Here is a 17112-nt window from a genome sequence, read left to right as displayed (position 1 = left end):
GCATTTTGCCGCCGCAGTGCAGACCTGCTCCGGTACATTGCCGGGTTCACCTACCTGTCTGGCGTGCGGGTTTCGCTCAAACGCCAGGCCCAGAAAAAGGAGTTGTCCGATGCAGGTTGCAAAGATCGCCGCCCTGGCGGCCGCCATCATCTTGCCCGGCGTGGTGCAGGCCGCCACCCCAAGCTACGGCGAACGTCTGGAAGGCTTCAGCTACCCGTACCCGCTCAAGCAGTTTGCCTTTGAGTCGCAGAACCAGAAACTGGAAATGGGCTACATGGACGTCGCGCCGAGCGCCAAAGCCAATGGCCGCACGGCAGTGCTGATGCATGGCAAGAATTTCTGCGGCGCGACCTGGGAGGCGACCATCAAAACCCTGAGCGAGGCCGGTTATCGGGTCATCGCCCCGGACCAGATCGGTTTCTGCACCTCCAGCAAGCCTGGCCATTATCAGTACAGCTTTCAGCAACTGGCGCTCAATACCCGCGCCTTGCTCGATCAGCTGGGCATCGACAAGGTGGCGCTGGTCGGTCACTCCACCGGCGGCATGCTCGCCACCCGCTTTGCCCTGATGTATCCAGAGCAGACCGACAAACTGGTGATGGTCAACCCCATCGGCCTGGAAGACTGGAAGGCCGTCGGCGTGCCGTACCGCAGCGTAGACCAGTGGTATGAGCGGGAATTGAAAGTCAGTGCCGAAGGCATTCGCCAGTACGAGCAGAAAACCTACTACGACGGGCGCTGGAAGCCGGAGTACGACAAGTGGGTAGACATGCTCGCCGGGCTGTTCAACGGCCCTGGCAAGCAGGCCGTGGCGTGGAACTCGGCACTGATCTACGACATGATCTACACCCAGCCGGTGTACCACGAGTTTGCCAACCTCAAGGTGCCGACCGTGCTGATGATTGGCGACCGCGACACCACCGCCATCGGTAGCGATATCGCGCCGCCTGAGGTCAAGGCGAAGATTGGCAAGTATGAGCAACTGGGCAAGGATGTGGCCAAACTGATTCCCGATGCCGAACTGGTCGAATTCAAGGGCCTGGGCCATGCCCCGCAGATGGAAGAGCCAGAGCGCTTTCACAAGGCCCTGCTGACCGGGCTGCAGTTGAAATAACTGCCTGTGCTGCATTCGTCGGCAACCGGCGCTCCGGTTGCCAGCGAATGCGCGGGCTACACAACTTGAATTGAATTTCCCCTTGCCATTCGCCCTCACAGGCAATCCGCGTTACCATCGGATGCTCAAATTCTGACCGCCAGGTCCACTGGCGGCTGTTTTCCGACTTTGCAGACTGCCGAGCCCAATGTCCGAAACCACACCCTCCGAGCCCCGTTTGCGTGCCCGTCTGAGCGCTTTTTTGCGTGCATTCTGGCCTGCACCCCATGCCATTGATGCCCTTGAACGACTGCGCGCCAGCACCGGTGCGGCGCTGGGTATCCTGCTGGCTGCTGTGTGTGCCGCGTTCTGGCTCAACGGCAACGCCGCCCATGAACACGGCCTGCTGGCTCTGGCGCTGGTCGCCCCGTTGGGCGCCAGTGCGGTGCTGGTGTTTGCCGTGCCCGCCAGCCCATTGGCGCAGCCTTGGTCGGTGGTGGGCGGCAATACCCTGTCGGCGCTGGTCGGCATTGCCTGCTGCAAGTGGATTCCCGATGCCAGCCTGGCCGCGGCGCTGGCTGTGGGGCTGGCAATCGCCGTGATGTTGTTGATGCGCTGCCTGCACCCGCCCGGTGGCGCCTCGGCCTTGCTGATGGTGCTGATGGGGTGCGACCGCTTTGAGTTCGCCTTCAGCCCGGTGCTGATCGACTCGTTGCTGATGGTGCTGGCCGGGCTGGTCTACAACAACCTCACCGGGCGCAGTTGGCCGCATCTGCCGCTGCCGGCCAAGGCGGCGCCGACCCATTTGCATCGCGCTGATCTGGATGCGGTGCTGGACCGCTACAACCAGATCCTCGACGTCAGCCGCGACGATCTGGAAGTGCTCCTTGAGCAGGTCGAAGCGCTGAACTTTCAGCGCTCGGTCGGTGATCTGCGGTGCCGCGATGTCATGACCCAGAACCCGCTGAGCGTCGGCCAGGAAACCTCGCTGCGCGAAGCCTGGGCGTTGATGCGGGAACGACGTATCAAGGCCTTGCCGGTCATCGACCGTCAGCAGCATTTGCTGGGCATTGTCACGGTTGCCGATTTCATGGGCCAGATCGACCTGGACGTGCACGATGGCATCGCCTGGCGCCTGCGCACCCTGGTGCGGCCGAAAAAGCACGATGAGGTCCGTACCGTGGGGCAGATCATGACCCGCACCGTGCGGGTGTCGAGCAGCGACCGGCTGCTGCTGGATCTGGTGCCGGTGTTCTCCGACAACGGTCACCGGCACATTCCGATCATCGACGACAAGCAGCGCCTGGTGGGCATCATCACCCAGTCGGATCTGATTCGGGCTTTGTATCGCGCGGTGCGTAGCTGATGCTGCTGCCTTCGCGCTGACGCTGGGCCTGACCCAGGCGCAACCCGACCCATGCCCAGAGCAATGCCAGCCCGGCGCCGATGTACATCGCCAGCGCCGGATGCTCACCGAGCAGGTCCAGGCCACGCTTGAGCCAGCCACTGAGCGCGTCGCCGCCGCGGTAGACCACGGTGTCGATGAAGTTCTTGGCCTTGTACTTCTGCTCGGCAGACACCACGGTGTAGAGCATTTCCCGGCCCGGCCTGACCAGCGCGTACTCGCCGGCACGGCGCACCACCATCACCACTGCGAACACCGCAAACACCGGCGACAGCGCCAACAGCACGAACCCGGCAGCGATCAGCAGTGGTACCGCCACCAGCAGGACGGTCACCCCCAGCTTCTGGGCGATACGCCCGGTGACAAACAGCTGGGTAAAGATCGCCAGGCTTTGCACCAGCGTGTCGAGCAGGCCGAACACCTGGGTCTGGGTAGTGCGGTCAGGAAAATGGCTGGCAACGATACGCGCCTGCTCGAAGTACAGAAAGGTGCTGGCGCTGGCCAGCAGGATCACGAACAGGGCAATGCCGAGCAGAAACGGCGAGCGAAGCACCGCCGTGGCACCGGCAAACGGATTGCCGCCCAGCGGTTTGTCGCGTTGCTCAGCGCGCTGTTCGTTCAACGGCTCACGCTCACGCCAGCGCAGCAGGCTCAAGGCCGCCAGCAGGCTACCAGCCAGGAGCAGGGCGGCCAGCAGCAATAACCCGGCATGCCCCAGCGGCGCCACCAGCACAGTGCCCAGCAGCGGCCCGAGCAGGCCGCCGAAACTGGCGCCACCGGCCATCAGGGCAAATACCCGCCTGGCCTGCGCGCTGCTGAACACATCGGCCAGCACGCTCCAGGCCAGCGAGATACTCAGCAGGTTGAACACCGACAGCCACACATAGAACGTTCGCCCGGTCCAGACGTTATCTGGATCGCGTTGGATGAGCAGGGCAAAGGCCAGCAGGTTGAGGACGAAAAACCCGAATACCGCACTGAGCAGCGACCTGCGGCTCAATCGTGAAGCCAGCAGGCCGAACAGCGGCAGGGCGGCCAGGGTGGCAATGAAGGTGGCGGTAAACAGCCATTGCAGGTTATCGACCCCGCCGGCCAGCCCCATCACTTCGCGCACTGGGCGCAACATGAAATAGCCGGTGAACAGCAGCATGAACATGGCCAGGCCCAGACTGACGACTCGTTCTTCACCGGGTCTGACATTCAATAGCCGGCGCAGACGAGCAGCGAGTGCAATGGGCATGGGTCAGCCGATCAGGTCAATGAGCGACTGGCGCTGCGCAGCATTGAGTGGCTCGCCAAACCCGGCGAGCAAATTGTCGCGCTGGCGAGTCGGTCGGCCAGTGGCGGGAATCACCGCAGTGACTGCCGGGTCGCTCAGGGCAAAGCGCAGAAACGCCTGGGCCCAGGACATGATGCCCACATCGGCGGCCCAGCCTGGCAGCGGTTTGTTCTGCACGCGGGCGAACAACTTGCCATCATCGAAGGCCCGATTGACCAGCACCGCGACGCCCAGCTCGCGGGCGACCGGAAATACGGTTTTTTCCGCGCCGCGAGTCGACACTGAATAATTGACCTGAACAAAATCCGGACGGCTCTGGCGCAGCACGGCTGCCAGTTCTGCATGGCCGTGTTCCAGATAGTGGGTCACTCCGCTGTAGCGGGTCTTGCCCTCGGCCTTGAGGTCATTGATCAGCGCCAGTTGGGTCTGCCAGTCCTGCAGCGTGTGCACCTGAAGTAGCTCAACCTTGTCGGTGCGCAGCGCGTCCAGAGAGCGCTGAAACTGCGCCAGCCCTGCCTGGCGGCCGTGCGCGGCCAGTTTGGTGGCCAGAAACGCCTTGTCACGCAGGCCCAGCTCGGCAAGCAGGTCACCCAGCACTGTTTCGGCGCGGCCATAGCCGGGCGCCGTGTCGATCAGGGTCGAGCCGCCGGAGAAAAAGGTCTTCAGCACTTCACGCAGCGGATCGCGTTCAGCCTGGCTGGTGCCGACATCGAAACTGCCCGAGGTGCCCATGCCGATCACCGGCAACGGCTCGGCGCTGGACGGGACAGCGCGGGTCTGCGGCGGGGCACCGCTCAACGGTGGATTGAGCGGCGTCGCAAAGCGCCCGGCACCGCTGACCAGAAAACCCGCCCCTAATACCGCCATGCCACCCAATACGGCTCTGCGAGTCGCCATCCATAGCCTCCTGCGAATGAGAACTGCTCACTACATTCGTCACAGTCTATACGTTGGTGCATCGATTGATGGCCATGTTCCGACCGCAGGGGCCTGAATCTGATAGCTCTACGACCGGCTTCAGCCGGGAACCCTTTTGCGGATCGCCGCCCGGCTGCTCCTTCAGCGGCGCCTCAGCTCAACAACTGCTCGAATGCCTTGTCTGCCTCCAGCACAGCCGGCAGGCTGTCGAACAACCGGTCCAGATCGACGCCTTCGAACAGTGGGCCGCTGATCGCTTCGCGGGCTTGCGGGGTCGGGCCGCCATGTTCGTTCAGGGCATCGGAAATCACGATGGACTGGGCGATGATCCGTGGCAGCGGGGCGTTGTCGGGTGCCTGCATGGGCCGGGCCTGAAAAGCGATGGCTTGTTGAATCACCTTGGGCAGGTTCCAGCGCTTGGCCAACTCTGCGCCCACCTCCGGATAGCCGAAGCCCAGTTGCAGGGTCTCGTTGGCCACCCGGCCGGACGATCCGGATCTTGCAGCGCTGTTCAGACGTTCAGCCACCGCCGGAGCGCCGGTCTGGATCAGCAGCTCGCCGATGTTGTGCATCACCCCGCACGTGAAGGCTATTTCGGCGTCGGCGCCGCTTTGCTTGGCCAGCAGCCGGGCCACGCCCGCGACCTGAAAGCTGGTCAGCCAGAAACCTTTGAGATCGAAGTTGGGCACTGCCTTGAACGCGCCGGTTACCGCTGAAGCCAGCACCAGTGTACGCAGGGTATTGAAGCCCAGGCGCATGGCAGCATCTTCGACGCTCGACGATTCTCGCGACCCGCGAAACCGTGCCGAGTTGGCCAGCCGCAGGATCTTCGCGGAGATCACCGGGTCTTTTTCGATATTGCGTGAAACACTTTCCAGGTTGGACGAAGGATTGTCGAATTGCAGCAACAGATCCTGGGCAACCTTGGGGATGCTGGGCAGGCTCTGCAGGTCGGCAAACAGTTTTTCAATCTCCATGGGGCGCATCCTCATCACGTCGGGATGATTGCAACGATAGTCAGTATTTCCAGGCTTGCACGGGTCGTGCGTCAGGTTGAGAAACAATCCACACGCGGGTGCAGAACCCAGCTTCAATGCCGATAACATCCGGTAGGCAACATACGCGCTGGCAGGCCATGCGGCTTTTTCATGACCGATGGACGTTTTGTCATGAAATACAGCCGTTGCTGTGATATCAAGAGGCCGTTATGGGCTCTATACCGGTTATACCTATACCTTGTGTGCCGCAGGATTGGCCGGGTAACACCCCTGTTTAAAAAAGTGCCTGCCTCCCTGATGCAGCCCTGTGGAAAGAGTCAACATGATGAGAAGTCTGGGTTTCAGCAAGAAGATCCTGCTGGCGGCGGCACTGACCGTGGGCGTGGCGTTTACCGTATTTATCGTGGTCAATGACTACCGGCAACGGCAGACATTGAAGACCAACGTGCTGGGCGAATTGCAGCAGTTGGGGACATTGACCACCCAGAATATCCAGACCTGGCTGGAGGGGCGTGGCCAACTGGTGCAGTCGATGGGCCAGCAGATCGCTGCTGACGGCAAGGAACAAGCGCAGTTGCGCCGGGCAATCAACCTGCCGGCCTACACCGAGAACTTCCTGTTGAGCTACTTCGGTGGCGCTGATGGCGTGATGTTCTCCATCCCCGCCGGTAACCGCCCGGCCGACTATGACCCACGTGCGCGGGGTTGGTACAAGGCGGCGCAAGGCGCGGGCAAGACCATCGTGACCGAACCCTACATCGCCAGCTCCAGCGGAAAACTGGTAGTCACCGTTGCGACCCCGGTCAGCCAGCAAGGGCAAATGATCGGTGTTGCAGCGGCCGACATCAGCCTGGAGAGCATCAGCAAGACCATCAATTCGCTGAACTTTGGCGGTCATGGTTATGCGTTTATTGTCAGCGCCGACGGCAAGATCCTGATTCACCCGGACGCCAATCGGGTGCTCAAACCGCTCAGCGAGGTCTACCCGGACAACACCCCGAAGGTCGCGGCAGGTGTCAGCGAAATCGAGTCGGCCGACAAGGCCGAGATCATTGCTTTTACCCCGGTCGAAGGGCCGACATCGAGCCGCTGGTATGTGGCCTTGGTGCTGGAGCGTGACGCGGCCTATGCGATGCTCGGCGAATTCCGCAGCTCAGCCATCACTGCGATGCTGGTGGTGGTGCTGGCGGTGATCTTGATTCTGGGGCTGCTGATCCGCGTGCTGATGCAGCCGTTGCACCAGATGGGCAGTGCGATGCGTGACATTGCGGCGGGCGAGGGCGACCTGACCAAGCGCCTGAATATCACCTCCCAGGATGAATTCGGCGAGCTGGCGCGTTCGTTCAACCAGTTCGTCGAGCGGATCCACACCTCGATCCGGGAAGTGGCGTCGACCGCCGCGCAACTGGGCGATGTGGCCAATCAGGTGGTCCAGGCTTCCAACTCATCGATTGGCAGTTCCGACGAGCAGGCGCACCGTACCGAAAGCGTGGCGGCGGCAATCAATGAACTGGGGGCTGCCGCCCAGGAAATCGCCCGCAATGCGGCGCAGACCTCGCAGAAGTCTGGCGACGCCAGCCAACTGGCCGGTGACGGCCGTCAGGTGGTGCAGCAATCGATTGGCGCGATGAACGAGCTATCAGCCAAGATCAGTGAGTCCTGCGCGCGCATCGAGGCGCTTAACGGCAAGACCGCCAATATCGGTCAGATTCTCGAAGTGATCACCGGTATTTCCCAGCAGACCAACCTGCTGGCGCTCAACGCCGCCATCGAAGCGGCGCGGGCCGGTGAAGCCGGGCGTGGTTTTGCTGTGGTCGCCGATGAAGTGCGCAACCTGGCGCACCGCACCCAGGACTCGGCGCAGCAAGTGCAGGGCATGATCGAAGAACTGCAGACCGGTGCCCGGGACGCGGTAACGACCATGCTGGCGAGCCAGCGTCACAGCGAGTCCAGTGTCGACATCACCAACCGCGCCGGTGAACGTCTGGGCAGCGTGACTCAGCGAATCGACGAGATCAATGAGATGAACCAGTCGGTGGCCGCCGCCACAGAACAACAGACGGCGGTGGTCGAGTCGATCAACATGGACATCAGCCATATCAACAGCCTCAACCAGCAAGGCGTTGATAACCTCAAGCTGACCTTGCAGGCCTGCAACTCGCTGGAGCAGCAGACCCGTCGTTTGCAGCAGTTGGTAGGCTCGTTCCGCATCTGAACCGCAGCGCCTGAACGATTGCTGATCGCAGGCGCATGTCATTGAATTGGCAACAAATTGTGATACAAGCGCGGTGCGGTACACTGCGTTGCACCGCGCGGCCGCAGCCTGTCATCCGCCAGGCTGCTCGGCATCAAGTCTGCTGGTCATTTTGGGAGCCTCTGCATGTTGCACCGCCTAGTGCGTCTGCTGGTGTCTGTCGTTAGCCTGGCATTGTGTCTGCTGACCAGCGCTCACGGCCAGGAGCAAGCCATCCGCTTCGGCCTGCTGTCCACCGAGTCCAGAGAAAACCTGCACGCCATCTGGCAGCCGTTGCTCGACGACATGACGCGCCAGACGGGCTTGCCGGTGGAGGCGGTGTTTGCCAGTGACTACGCCCACTTGATCGAAGGCATGCGGGCGCAGCGCATCGATGTTGCCTGGTTGGGGAACATGGCTGCGGTGGAGGCGGTGGATCATTCCGGTGCCGAGGTTTTCGCCCAGACCGCCATGGAACACGGTATGCCTGGTTATTACGGTCTGCTGATCGCGCGTAAAGACAGCCCGGTCAATAACGTCGGCGACTTGCTGCGCCTTGCACCGCAACTGACCTTTGGTAACGGCGACCTGAATTCGACTTCAGGTTATCTGGTGCCCGGTTACTACGTTTTCGCTCGCCAGCAGGTTGACCCGGCCAAGGCGTTCAAGCGCACCGTCAATCAGAGTCACGAAGCCAATGCGCTGGATGTTGCCAACGGTAAACTTGATGCCGCAAGCTTCAACAGCGAAAACTGGGACCGCCTGCAACTGACCCATCCCGAGCAACTGAGCCAGTTGAAGATCATCTGGAAATCCCGGTTGATCCCTTCGGACCCGGTCCTGTGGCGCACGTCGCTGAGCCAGCCGAGCCGAGCAAAAATTCGCAGCTTCCTGCTGAGCTATGGCGCTAACGAGCATGAAAAAGCGGTGCTCAAAGGGCTGCAGCAAACCTCGTTCATTGCCTCGGACAACGATCAGTTGCTACCGATCCGCCAGTTGCTGTTGTTCAAGCAGCGCACTGAAGTGGCGGCCAGCACGCTGAGCGTTGATCAGAAAAAAGCCCGATTGCGCGCCATCGACGCTGAGCTGGCCCGTTTGCAGGATCGTATCAGTGTGCCTGGCAAGCAAAGCGGGCCGTGACCTTCAGTAGCAGGGCACTATGGATTCTGCTGCGCAGCGATTATCATTCGCCGCGTTTGAATCATCGTACAAGAGGACAGGGCATGCCGGGCAGGTTGATCTATCTCATCGGGCCGTCCGGCTCCGGCAAGGACAGTTTGCTCGATGCCGCCCGCGATAGCCTGGCAGCACGCGGCTGTAAGGTAGTACGCCGGGTCATCACCCGTTCTGCCGAAGCGGTGGGCGAGGCCGCCGAGGCAGTCAGTGTCGAGCAGTTCCAGCACCTCAAGGCCCAAGGCGCGTTTGCCCTGGATTGGCAAGCCAATGGGCTGCATTACGGCATCCCCATCGAAATAGACCAGTGGCTGGCGGCCGGCAACGATGTACTGGTCAATGGCTCACGCGGCCACCTGCACGCCACCCGGCAACGCTACCCCGATCTGTTGGCGATCCTGCTTACCGTCGATCCTGACATCCTGCGCCAGCGCCTGCTGGCCCGAGGCCGCGAGCCGCTGGCCGAAATCGAAGCGCGCTTGCAGCGCAATGCGCGCTTTGCCGTCGAGTTGCTGGCCGAAGCGCCGGATGTGCGGTTATTGGATAATTCCGGGGCGCTGCACGACAGCGTTGCCCGGTTGATCGGCTACCTTGCGCACTAGCTGGCTCTGCACGGTGATTTTGACGGACTGATCACGGTGCCCGTAGGAGCGGCTTTAGCCGCGAATTGACCTATATCAGCCGAACATATGTGTCGCTCTACATATCTTCGCTGCTAAAGCAGCTCCTGCGGCGGTCGCGTTCAGCCGGTCGGAATCTGTATGCAGAGCCACTAGCTGGCTCCTTACAGCGCGTGCGCCAGCCCCATCCACAGCGGTAAGGTCACCACCGACAGCAGTGTGGTCAGGGCAATCGCCGAGCTGGTCTTCTGGCGGTCTTGCTGGGTCGTGGCGAAGGCCAGCACATTCACCCCGCTGGGTCCTGCGGCCATCAGTACCAACACCGCACGCGGCATGCCCGTGATACCAAGCACTACGCAGGCCAACAGCACCAGCAGCGGCATCAGCACCAGTTTGGCGAAGGTGATGCTCAGCGCCTCACGGGTCGGGGTCAGGCGGTAGCCGGACAGGTTGGCGCCCAGCACCAGCAACGAGCAGGGCAGGGCGGCCTGGGCCAGCCAGTTGCTCAACTGATCGGCCCACAGCGGCAGATGCAAACCCGACAGATTGACCGCCATGCCGGCCAACAGGCCGATGATGATCGGGTTGGCCAGGCTGGCAATTAGCGAGCGTGCGTTGAACGCCGCCGAGCCGGTAACGGTTTCGTAGAGGCTGTGGAAGCTGAACAGCAGCAGGCTGTGGATCGAGATTACCGTGAACAGCAGCAACAGCCCCGGCGGGCCGAACAGCGAGCCTACCAACGGAATGCCGATCAGGATGTTGTTGGAAAAGCTCGCGGTCAGGCCGAATGGCGTGGGGCGCTGGCTCCAGCGGTGGCTCAGCAGATTGATCAGGATGAAGATCAGCAGCGCCGGTACGAAATACCCAGCCAGCACGCTGAGGTCCAGCCCCTCGTGCAGCGGTGCCTTGATCATCCCGGTAAACAGCACCATGGGCATGAACAGCTTGAACGCCAGGGTACTCAGCGCCTTGGCATTTTCACCGGCGATCACCTTGCGCAGGCCCAGCCCGTAGCCGAGTACGATCAACAGGAAAATGGGCAGGATCGCCTGGATAACGGCCACGGCACGGTTCCTTCTGATGAGTTTCAGGCACTGAGGGCGGGCAGTATGCCGGGCTGTGATTCGCAGCGCACCTGTCTAACCCGGTCGTTTGCGAACGAGAGCAGGAAAAGGCGAAAAAGATAGTGCGTGACTTGGTTGTTAAATTTGATGTTATATTGTTTCAAATTTGCCAGGCCCAGGCCGATGCCCGAGTAAACTCTGGCCTGAACGAGACGTACGCCATCATGACCAGCTCCCTCCCCGACGTAGCCCTCACTGAAATCTCCGCCGCTCTGATGCCTCTGGACTGGGTCGGCATGCAGGGCATCGAACTGCCCCTGCGCCTGGATGAACCCGGCCAGAAGTACCCACTGCATGCCAGTGCCGACGTGCAGGTCGAGCTTGCCGATCCGAGCGTCAAAGGCATTCACATGTCGCGCTTGTATCGCTTGCTCGATGGCTTTGCCGAGCAACAGACCCTGACGGTGCAAAGCGTGTACGCGCTGCTCGAAGCGATGGTCGAGAGTCATGCCGACTGTCGCTCCAGCCGCGCCCGGTTGCGGCTGGCCTTCAGCCTGCTGTGCCGTCGCCCGGCGCTGGTGACAGCGGGCCTGAGCGGCTGGAAGTCCTATCCGGCCACGCTCGAAGCGGTCTGGAGCAAAGGCCGTCTGCAATTGGACGTGACCGTAGAGGTGAGCTATTCATCGACCTGCCCGTGCTCGGCGGCGCTGTCGCGGCAGTTGCTCGAAGAGGCGTTTCGCACCCGCTTTGCCGACCAGGCCGCGCTGGACCCGGGCGAGGTGGCGGTATGGCTGCGCGAGAACGGCTCCCACGCCACCCCGCACAGCCAGCGCAGTGTGGCGCGGGTGCAGGTGCGTATTCCCGAGCAGGCTGACGGCCTGCGCCTGATGGAACTGATCGACACCACCGAGCGTGCCCTCGGTACCCCGGTGCAGACCGCGGTCAAACGGGCCGACGAGCAGGCCTTTGCGCGCCTCAACGGGCAGAACCTGATGTACGTCGAAGACGCCGCGCGCAAGATCCAGCAGGCCCTGGAAGGGCGCTTTGCGGCCTCCAGCGTCAGCGTGCGCCACCTGGAAAGCCTGCATCCCCACGATGCGGTGGCCCAGACCTCCAACTACCTGACCTGAGGATAATCGCGTGATCCGCAAGAACCCGTCCGGCCACCTGCCGGTCATTGCCGAGTCAGCCTACATCGACAAGACCGCGATCATCTGCGGCAAGGTCATCATCCAGGACAACGTGTTCGTCGGCCCTTACGCGGTCATCCGCGCCGACGAGGTGGATGCCAGTGGCGATATGGAGCCGATCGTCATCGGTGCCAATTCCAATATTCAGGACGGCGTGGTGATCCACTCCAAGTCCGGGGCGGCGGTGACCGTCGGCCAATACAGCTCCATCGCCCATCGCTCGATTGTTCACGGCCCCTGTGAAGTCGGCGACCGGGTGTTCATTGGCTTCAACAGCGTGCTGTTTAACTGCAAGGTCGGCGACGGCAGTGTGGTGCGCCACAACTCGGTGGTCGATGGCCGCGACCTGCCGGTCAGTTTCTACGTGCCGTCCACCACGCGGATCGGCCCGGCCACCGACCTGAGTCAATTTCCGCCGGTCAGCGTGTCGGCCTCGGAGTTCTCGGAGGACGTAGCGCGGACCAATATCGACCTGGTGCGCGGCTACAAGGCGCTGCAAAACGAATTCTGATGACTCAGGGGCATTGCCATGACTGAACAGGAACTGCTGGCCCAGCCGGCCGAGCGCTACATGGATGGCACTCAACAGGCGTTCTTTCGTGAGCTGCTGATGAGCCAGCGCACTGAACTGCAAACACGGATTTCCAGCGAGTTCATCGACCTGCGAGAATACCAACCCGCCAGCGACCTGGCCGACATTGGCGCCGCCGAAGAGCAGCGCCAGTGGCAACTGCGGGTGCTGGAACGCGAGAAGAAACTGCTCGACAAGATAGACGAGGCACTGGAGCGGCTTGTGCGTGGCGAGTTCGGCTGGTGCGCCGAGACCGGCGAACCGATCGGTCTGAAACGCCTGCTGCTGCGTCCCACGGCCAGTTTGTGCATTGAGGCTAAAGAGCGCCAGGAGCTGCGCGAGCGGCATCAGCGCGATCATTTGTAGCTGCGGCTTGAGCCGCGAGAACTTCACGCCGCCCGGCTGCTCCTGGGTAAACCACACGGCATCACACACCACCCCTTACCACGGACATCACCGCTTCATGACCACCGTTGTTGCCCCCAAGCCAGCTTCAAGACTGCGCTCGATCGACGCCCTGCGCGGGTTGATCATTCTCTTCATGCTTCTGGACCACGTGCGCGAAACCTTCTTTCTGCATCGCCAGGTCGGCGACCCGATGGACGTCGCCAACACCGCTCCGGAGCTGTTCTTCAGTCGGACTCTGGCGCACCTGTGTGCGCCGTTGTTTGTGTTTCTGACCGGCCTGTCAGCGTTTCTGTTCGGTGAAAAATACAGCGGGCGCGGTGATGTGTCGGCGTTTCTGTTCAAGCGCGGTCTGTTTCTGGTGGTGCTGGAGTTCACCCTGGTCAACTTCGCCTGGACCTTCCAGTTCCCGTTTTCGGTCATCTACCTGCAGGTGATCTGGGCCATCGGCCTGAGCATGATTGCCCTGTCAGCGCTGGTCTACCTGCCGCGTGCCGCGCTGATCGGCCTCGGGGTACTGATTGTCGCGGGTCACAACCTGCTCGACGGCCTGCACTTCGGTATCGAGTCGGCCCTGCATGTACCGTGGGCAATCCTGCATGATCGTGGCTGGATCGAAGTCGCCCAAGACCTGCGTCTGAGAACCTCGTATCCGGTGTTGCCGTGGATTGGCGTTATCGCGCTGGGCTACGCCGCCGGCCCGTGGTTTGCCAGCCAGGCAGACGCCGCCAGCCGGCGCAGCAAGCTGCTGTTCTCAGGCCTGGGCCTGTTGACGGTGTTTGTACTGCTGCGTCTGCTCAACGGTTATGGCGAGAAACCCTGGAGCGTTGGCGAAACCGGCGTGCAGACGCTGATGAGCTTCTTCAACATCACCAAATACCCGCCGTCGCTATTGTTCATCAGCCTGACCCTGGGCATCGGTCTGCTGATCCTGATCGCCTTCGAACGCTGGCAGCAGCGCGCCTGGCTCAAGCCGTTGGTGATCTTTGGCGCGGCACCCATGTTCTTCTACCTGCTGCACCTGTACGTGCTGAAAGTCCTCTACCTGATGGCCGTGGCGCTATGGGGCACCAATCAGGGCAAGTACTTCGGTTTCGACGGCATGGGCGCGGTGTGGCTGGCCTCAGTGCTGCTGGCCGTGGCGCTGTTCCCGGCGGTGCGCTGGTTCGCGACGCTCAAGGCGCGACGCCGGGATATTGCCTGGTTGAAGTACCTCTGACATTGCACTATCACCTTGAGTCTTTCCCGCCCCATGGATTCGGGCGGGAGAGATGTCAGGGCAATCAATGAAAACACGCCAGCCAATGCCTTCTTGCCTGGATGGTTGGGAGCATCACGGGACTGTCCGTTGAGGGGGGCGAACTGGAGCAATGACAGGTTTAGCCTTCTGTAATGAAATGATTCGGCTGTGCAGGATGAAAAAAGCCAGTGCCAGCGTTGAGGCCTGTAGGTGAAGAAGTAATGTTATTTTTTCATAATCCCAGTTAATGGCGTAGACGATGGGTATCAACATTCCCAGCATAAGAGCGTTGATTATTAATTGTGGAGCGGTGGTGCGGTTCAATGCTCTTAAGTGTCCTGTTGCAAGTGCCAGGAAAGCGCTGCAGTTCGTGAAGGTTATGAGGCTCCATGCAAGGCTTTTATCATAGATGACGGAGTTGTTACTGTAGAGGCTGAAGATTTTTTCGCCGGTAAAAATGATTATGGCTGTGATTGTCGTGCTAAGCGCGGCGGTCCAGATCAGTCCGTGACGGTAGTTGCTTTTTTTCTCTGAAAGCTCTGAGCTTGTGTAAATGCTATGCACCTGACTGAATGCCAGAGACGGAATGGTCAGCAGAGTGATGATGCTCATCGTGACGGATAGCTCTTTGTTGAGGCTTAAGTTTGTAGCTGCAAGCCGCTCCACGACTAGAAAGAAATATATTTTTTGCCCGATCATTCCTCCGGCAATGGCCGCCCCTTTTTTTAGTAATGGGGAGGCCACACAGGCTGCGTTGCTTACTGAAAAGCGACGATAGCCCTTGTTGATGCTCAAAAAGCTGATGAGTGACAGCGTTTCTGTAACTAGAAAGTAAGCGAGTGCGTAGTATTTAAAATGCTCTGGCGGGCAGCAAGAAAATGATGCGGTCAGATAAATGATGCCGGTTATCGTGATCAGGGTTTTCAATTTGGCCGATTGTTGAGCTTTGCCGGTCGCCTCGGAAAATGACTGTAAGAAGATGTTGATTGGCAGAAGCGTGGCGGCCGGAATATAAATGATCGATAGATTTACCAGGGTTGCACTGCCTAGAATCTCGGCGCTCGGCAGCTGAAGAACGATCGCCAAGGCAATGGTGCACAGCAAACAAGCGATGAAGCCCAACGCCAGCGAAAGGGTAAAACCGCCTGAGAAAAACTCATCCATTTTTTCAGCGTCTATTTTGATCCTTGCTACGGTGTTGCTGACTGTGGATAGCAGCACCGGTATCGTCGCAGCAATAATAGAAAAAAATGCAATCGTGTAAGAAACGATCGCCAGCGCGTCGGGGGCGGTATAAGCAATCAGCGAGAAAAGTGTGGAAATACCGAGCAAAGGGAACGCACGGGTAATCACAAAAGACGGCAGAGAGGTCGCTGCGAATGCACTGTAGTTCATGACGTACCCTCCCGGATAGAAAGTATGTGGTTTTCCTCCATTGGGCAGCGGTGTGCTGCACGTTCGATTTTTTTGGGTAGCGACGCCGCTGCAAAGGGGGGCGAGACGCGCTGTGATGTAGGGGCTTTTTGAGCGATGTGTATGAAATTTCGTACATCGATAAACATGCAGTGATTTAAAAACACTGTCTGAGTTGCTGAAGAGTTAGCAGGCCGTGACTGAACATCGCACAAGGGACGCAGGACATGAGCACGTTTCTTGCTGGCTCTCATTAGAGGACATCGGCTGGCCGGCAACTTCAATTCGGACGGACGAGCCTATTGCTCGCAGCGCCCGATGATCCTCTTGGATGGCCTTGCGCGCCATCATGCAGGCAATAAAAAACCCGCCGAAGCGGGTTTTTTGTCCCAGACCATTCCAACTCCCTGTCGGCAGTATCCTTTCACGGTCGATCGTCCTTGATCCTGGTGAGCTCCCTGTTCACCAGTGGTTGGATCCAAATATAGGCTTGTCGTCGGGCGGAGCAAATGGCAATTGTTCTCTGCCGCGTGTAAGCCTTTGGCTATCCGTTTGTCAGCCACGGTCTTGCGATCCTGGCAGAGTCAGTTGAACAGTGGATGACCTCGCAACTGCGCCACCGCCATGTCCACGAACGCCCGCACCTTGGCCGGTGCGTGGCGGCCTTGTGCGTAAAGGACATAGACCGGCACTGGCGGTTCTTCGAAGTCGCTCAGCACGATCTCCAGGCTGCCTTCGCGCAGCGCCGGGCCGATCTGGTAGTGCAGGATCTTGGTCAGGCCCCAGCCGGCCCTGGCCGTGGCAATCGCTGCTTCGTTGGTGTTGCATTGCAAGGCGGGCGTGACTAGCAGACGCTGTGCGGATGCGAAGCGCCATTCCGGTGACGACCAGGCACTGTCGGAGACGACGATTCGGTGCTCCTTCAGATCGGCAGGCGTCAGCGGGGTGCCGTGGCGCTGCAGATAAGCGGGCGACGCGCAGATGACCCGGCGCATGGTGCCGACCTGGATCGCGGTGAAGCCTGAGTCGGGCAAGTGGCCGATGCGGATCGCCACGTCCATGCCCTCATCGACGATGTTGACCGGGCGGTCGATGAAGAAGGTTCTGGCGCGCATGCCGGGATAGGTATCGAGGTAGGCGGTCACGATGGGCAATACGTGCATCTGGCCGAACATCACCGGTGCAGTGATTGCCAGGGTGCCGGAAGGTTCGGCGTAGTGCCCGGCGGCCGATGCCTCGGCTTCGGCAATCTCGCTGAGAATCCTGCGGCAATCGTCCAGGTAGCGCTGGCCCGCTTCGGTGGTTTTCACCGAGCGGGTGGTGCGCACGAACAACCGGGCGCCAATCAGTTCTTCCAGCGCCGCAACACTGCGGGTCACCGCCGGTGCACTCATGTGCACCAGGCGGGCGGCCTTGGCGAAGCTTTGAGTTTCCGCCACTTTGACAAAAACGCGCATCGCTTGCCAACGGTCCATCGGTCTTCCTTATCGCAGCTCAGGGAGGCGAGCAG

General features: G+C 60.6%; 15 protein-coding genes and 1 pseudogene. 10 read left to right on the top strand and 6 right to left on the bottom strand.

Annotated features, from left to right (window positions below; genetic code table 11):
- The first annotated feature begins 109 nt into the window (after positions 1-109).
- Together PSCI_RS26090 and PSCI_RS26085 are read left to right on the top strand one after the other, a co-directional pair.
- Positions 110-1114, top strand: coding sequence for an alpha/beta hydrolase (locus tag PSCI_RS26090; protein WP_045492617.1), 1005 nt, complete (start codon positions 110-112; stop codon positions 1112-1114).
- A 187-nt stretch (positions 1115-1301) separates the two neighbouring features.
- Complete coding sequence (locus PSCI_RS26085; RefSeq protein ID WP_084710143.1) at positions 1302-2459, top strand: HPP family protein; 1158 nt, start codon at positions 1302-1304, stop codon at positions 2457-2459.
- Here PSCI_RS26085 and PSCI_RS26080 read toward each other — a convergent pair.
- The 3 genes from PSCI_RS26080 to PSCI_RS26070 all read right to left on the bottom strand — a co-directional run bounded on the left by PSCI_RS26080 (position 2410) and on the right by PSCI_RS26070 (position 5672).
- Positions 2410-3738 carry an NTP/NDP exchange transporter gene (locus PSCI_RS26080; RefSeq protein ID WP_045492614.1) on the bottom strand — a complete coding sequence of 443 codons (1329 nt, stop codon included), beginning with the start codon at positions 3736-3738 and terminating at the stop codon, positions 2410-2412. The genes PSCI_RS26085 and PSCI_RS26080 overlap by 50 nt on opposite strands.
- Before the next feature lie 3 nt (positions 3739-3741).
- A complete protein-coding gene (locus tag PSCI_RS26075) occupies positions 3742-4674 on the bottom strand; it encodes an aldo/keto reductase (RefSeq protein ID WP_045492610.1) in 933 nt (310 codons plus the stop codon).
- Positions 4675-4847: 173 nt separating this feature from the next.
- Positions 4848-5672, bottom strand: coding sequence for an HDOD domain-containing protein (locus PSCI_RS26070; RefSeq protein WP_045492607.1), 825 nt, complete (start codon positions 5670-5672; stop codon positions 4848-4850).
- A gap of 343 nt (positions 5673-6015) precedes the next feature.
- Here PSCI_RS26070 and PSCI_RS30345 point away from each other — a divergent pair.
- The 4 genes and pseudogenes from PSCI_RS30345 to phnN all read left to right on the top strand — a co-directional run.
- Positions 6016-7050 (top strand): annotated as a pseudogene (locus tag PSCI_RS30345) (HAMP domain-containing protein); the annotation flags it as partial.
- A 27-nt stretch (positions 7051-7077) separates the two neighbouring features.
- Positions 7078-7908: a methyl-accepting chemotaxis protein gene (locus tag PSCI_RS30340; RefSeq protein WP_442965484.1), complete on the top strand. Its 831-nt coding sequence runs from the start codon at positions 7078-7080 to the stop codon at positions 7906-7908.
- Between the two features lie 165 nt (positions 7909-8073).
- Entirely contained in the window at positions 8074-9066 is a 993-nt protein-coding gene (phnD, locus tag PSCI_RS26060; RefSeq protein ID WP_045492601.1) for a phosphonate ABC transporter substrate-binding protein, read from the top strand.
- Positions 9067-9149: 83 nt separating this feature from the next.
- Entirely contained in the window at positions 9150-9701 is a 552-nt protein-coding gene (gene phnN, locus PSCI_RS26055; RefSeq protein WP_045492598.1) for a phosphonate metabolism protein/1,5-bisphosphokinase (PRPP-forming) PhnN, read from the top strand.
- A 182-nt stretch (positions 9702-9883) separates the two neighbouring features.
- On the opposite strand, the gene PSCI_RS26050 is transcribed toward phnN, so the two are convergent.
- Positions 9884-10783, bottom strand: a complete 900-nt coding sequence (locus PSCI_RS26050; protein ID WP_045492595.1) for an AEC family transporter — start codon at positions 10781-10783, stop codon at positions 9884-9886.
- A 224-nt stretch (positions 10784-11007) separates the two neighbouring features.
- Here PSCI_RS26050 and folE2 point away from each other — a divergent pair, with 224 nt between their 5' ends.
- The 4 genes from folE2 to PSCI_RS26030 all read left to right on the top strand — a co-directional run bounded on the left by folE2 (position 11008) and on the right by PSCI_RS26030 (position 14168).
- The gene (gene folE2, locus PSCI_RS26045) at positions 11008-11913 is read left to right on the top strand and encodes a GTP cyclohydrolase FolE2 (RefSeq protein WP_045495008.1); all 906 of its coding nucleotides are present in this window, start codon (positions 11008-11010) and stop codon (positions 11911-11913) included.
- A 10-nt stretch (positions 11914-11923) separates the two neighbouring features.
- Complete coding sequence (locus PSCI_RS26040; protein WP_045492592.1) at positions 11924-12484, top strand: gamma carbonic anhydrase family protein; 561 nt, start codon at positions 11924-11926, stop codon at positions 12482-12484.
- Between the two features lie 18 nt (positions 12485-12502).
- Positions 12503-12910 carry an RNA polymerase-binding protein DksA gene (gene dksA, locus PSCI_RS26035; protein ID WP_045492589.1) on the top strand — a complete coding sequence of 136 codons (408 nt, stop codon included), beginning with the start codon at positions 12503-12505 and terminating at the stop codon, positions 12908-12910.
- Positions 12911-13007: 97 nt separating this feature from the next.
- On the top strand, positions 13008-14168 hold the full coding sequence (locus PSCI_RS26030; RefSeq protein WP_045492586.1) for a DUF1624 domain-containing protein: 1161 nt from the start codon (positions 13008-13010) through the stop codon (positions 14166-14168).
- Positions 14169-14282: 114 nt separating this feature from the next.
- Here PSCI_RS26030 and PSCI_RS26025 read toward each other — a convergent pair whose 3' ends face one another.
- Both PSCI_RS26025 and PSCI_RS26020 read right to left on the bottom strand, forming a co-directional pair.
- On the bottom strand, positions 14283-15584 hold the full coding sequence (locus tag PSCI_RS26025; RefSeq protein ID WP_045492583.1) for a hypothetical protein: 1302 nt from the start codon (positions 15582-15584) through the stop codon (positions 14283-14285).
- A 602-nt stretch (positions 15585-16186) separates the two neighbouring features.
- Complete coding sequence (locus PSCI_RS26020) at positions 16187-17077, bottom strand: LysR family transcriptional regulator (RefSeq protein WP_045492580.1); 891 nt, start codon at positions 17075-17077, stop codon at positions 16187-16189.
- Positions 17078-17112 lie beyond the last annotated feature (35 nt).

It is taken from the genome of Pseudomonas sp. StFLB209 (assembly GCF_000829415.1).
Taxonomy (GTDB): Bacteria; Pseudomonadota; Gammaproteobacteria; order Pseudomonadales; family Pseudomonadaceae; genus Aquipseudomonas.
This window is presented reverse-complemented; position numbering and strand designations above follow the sequence as displayed.

Excerpts from the sequence above, each read along its gene's own strand:
- dksA (WP_045492589.1), top strand. The coding sequence starts at position 12,503 with ATGACTGAACAGGAACTGCTGGCCCAGCCGGCCGAGCGCTACATGGAT.
- folE2 (WP_045495008.1), top strand. The coding sequence starts at position 11,008 with ATGACCAGCTCCCTCCCCGACGTAGCCCTCACTGAAATCTCCGCCGCT.
- PSCI_RS26080 (WP_045492614.1), bottom strand. The coding sequence starts at position 3,738 with ATGCCCATTGCACTCGCTGCTCGTCTGCGCCGGCTATTGAATGTCAGA.
- PSCI_RS26090 (WP_045492617.1), top strand. The coding sequence starts at position 110 with ATGCAGGTTGCAAAGATCGCCGCCCTGGCGGCCGCCATCATCTTGCCC.
- PSCI_RS26070 (WP_045492607.1), bottom strand. The coding sequence starts at position 5,672 with ATGGAGATTGAAAAACTGTTTGCCGACCTGCAGAGCCTGCCCAGCATC.
- phnN (WP_045492598.1), top strand. The coding sequence starts at position 9,150 with ATGCCGGGCAGGTTGATCTATCTCATCGGGCCGTCCGGCTCCGGCAAG.
- PSCI_RS26085 (WP_084710143.1), top strand. The coding sequence starts at position 1,302 with ATGTCCGAAACCACACCCTCCGAGCCCCGTTTGCGTGCCCGTCTGAGC.
- phnD (WP_045492601.1), top strand. The coding sequence starts at position 8,074 with ATGTTGCACCGCCTAGTGCGTCTGCTGGTGTCTGTCGTTAGCCTGGCA.
- PSCI_RS26030 (WP_045492586.1), top strand. The coding sequence starts at position 13,008 with ATGACCACCGTTGTTGCCCCCAAGCCAGCTTCAAGACTGCGCTCGATC.
- PSCI_RS26075 (WP_045492610.1), bottom strand. The coding sequence starts at position 4,674 with ATGGCGACTCGCAGAGCCGTATTGGGTGGCATGGCGGTATTAGGGGCG.
- PSCI_RS26025 (WP_045492583.1), bottom strand. The coding sequence starts at position 15,584 with ATGAACTACAGTGCATTCGCAGCGACCTCTCTGCCGTCTTTTGTGATT.
- PSCI_RS26020 (WP_045492580.1), bottom strand. The coding sequence starts at position 17,077 with ATGGACCGTTGGCAAGCGATGCGCGTTTTTGTCAAAGTGGCGGAAACT.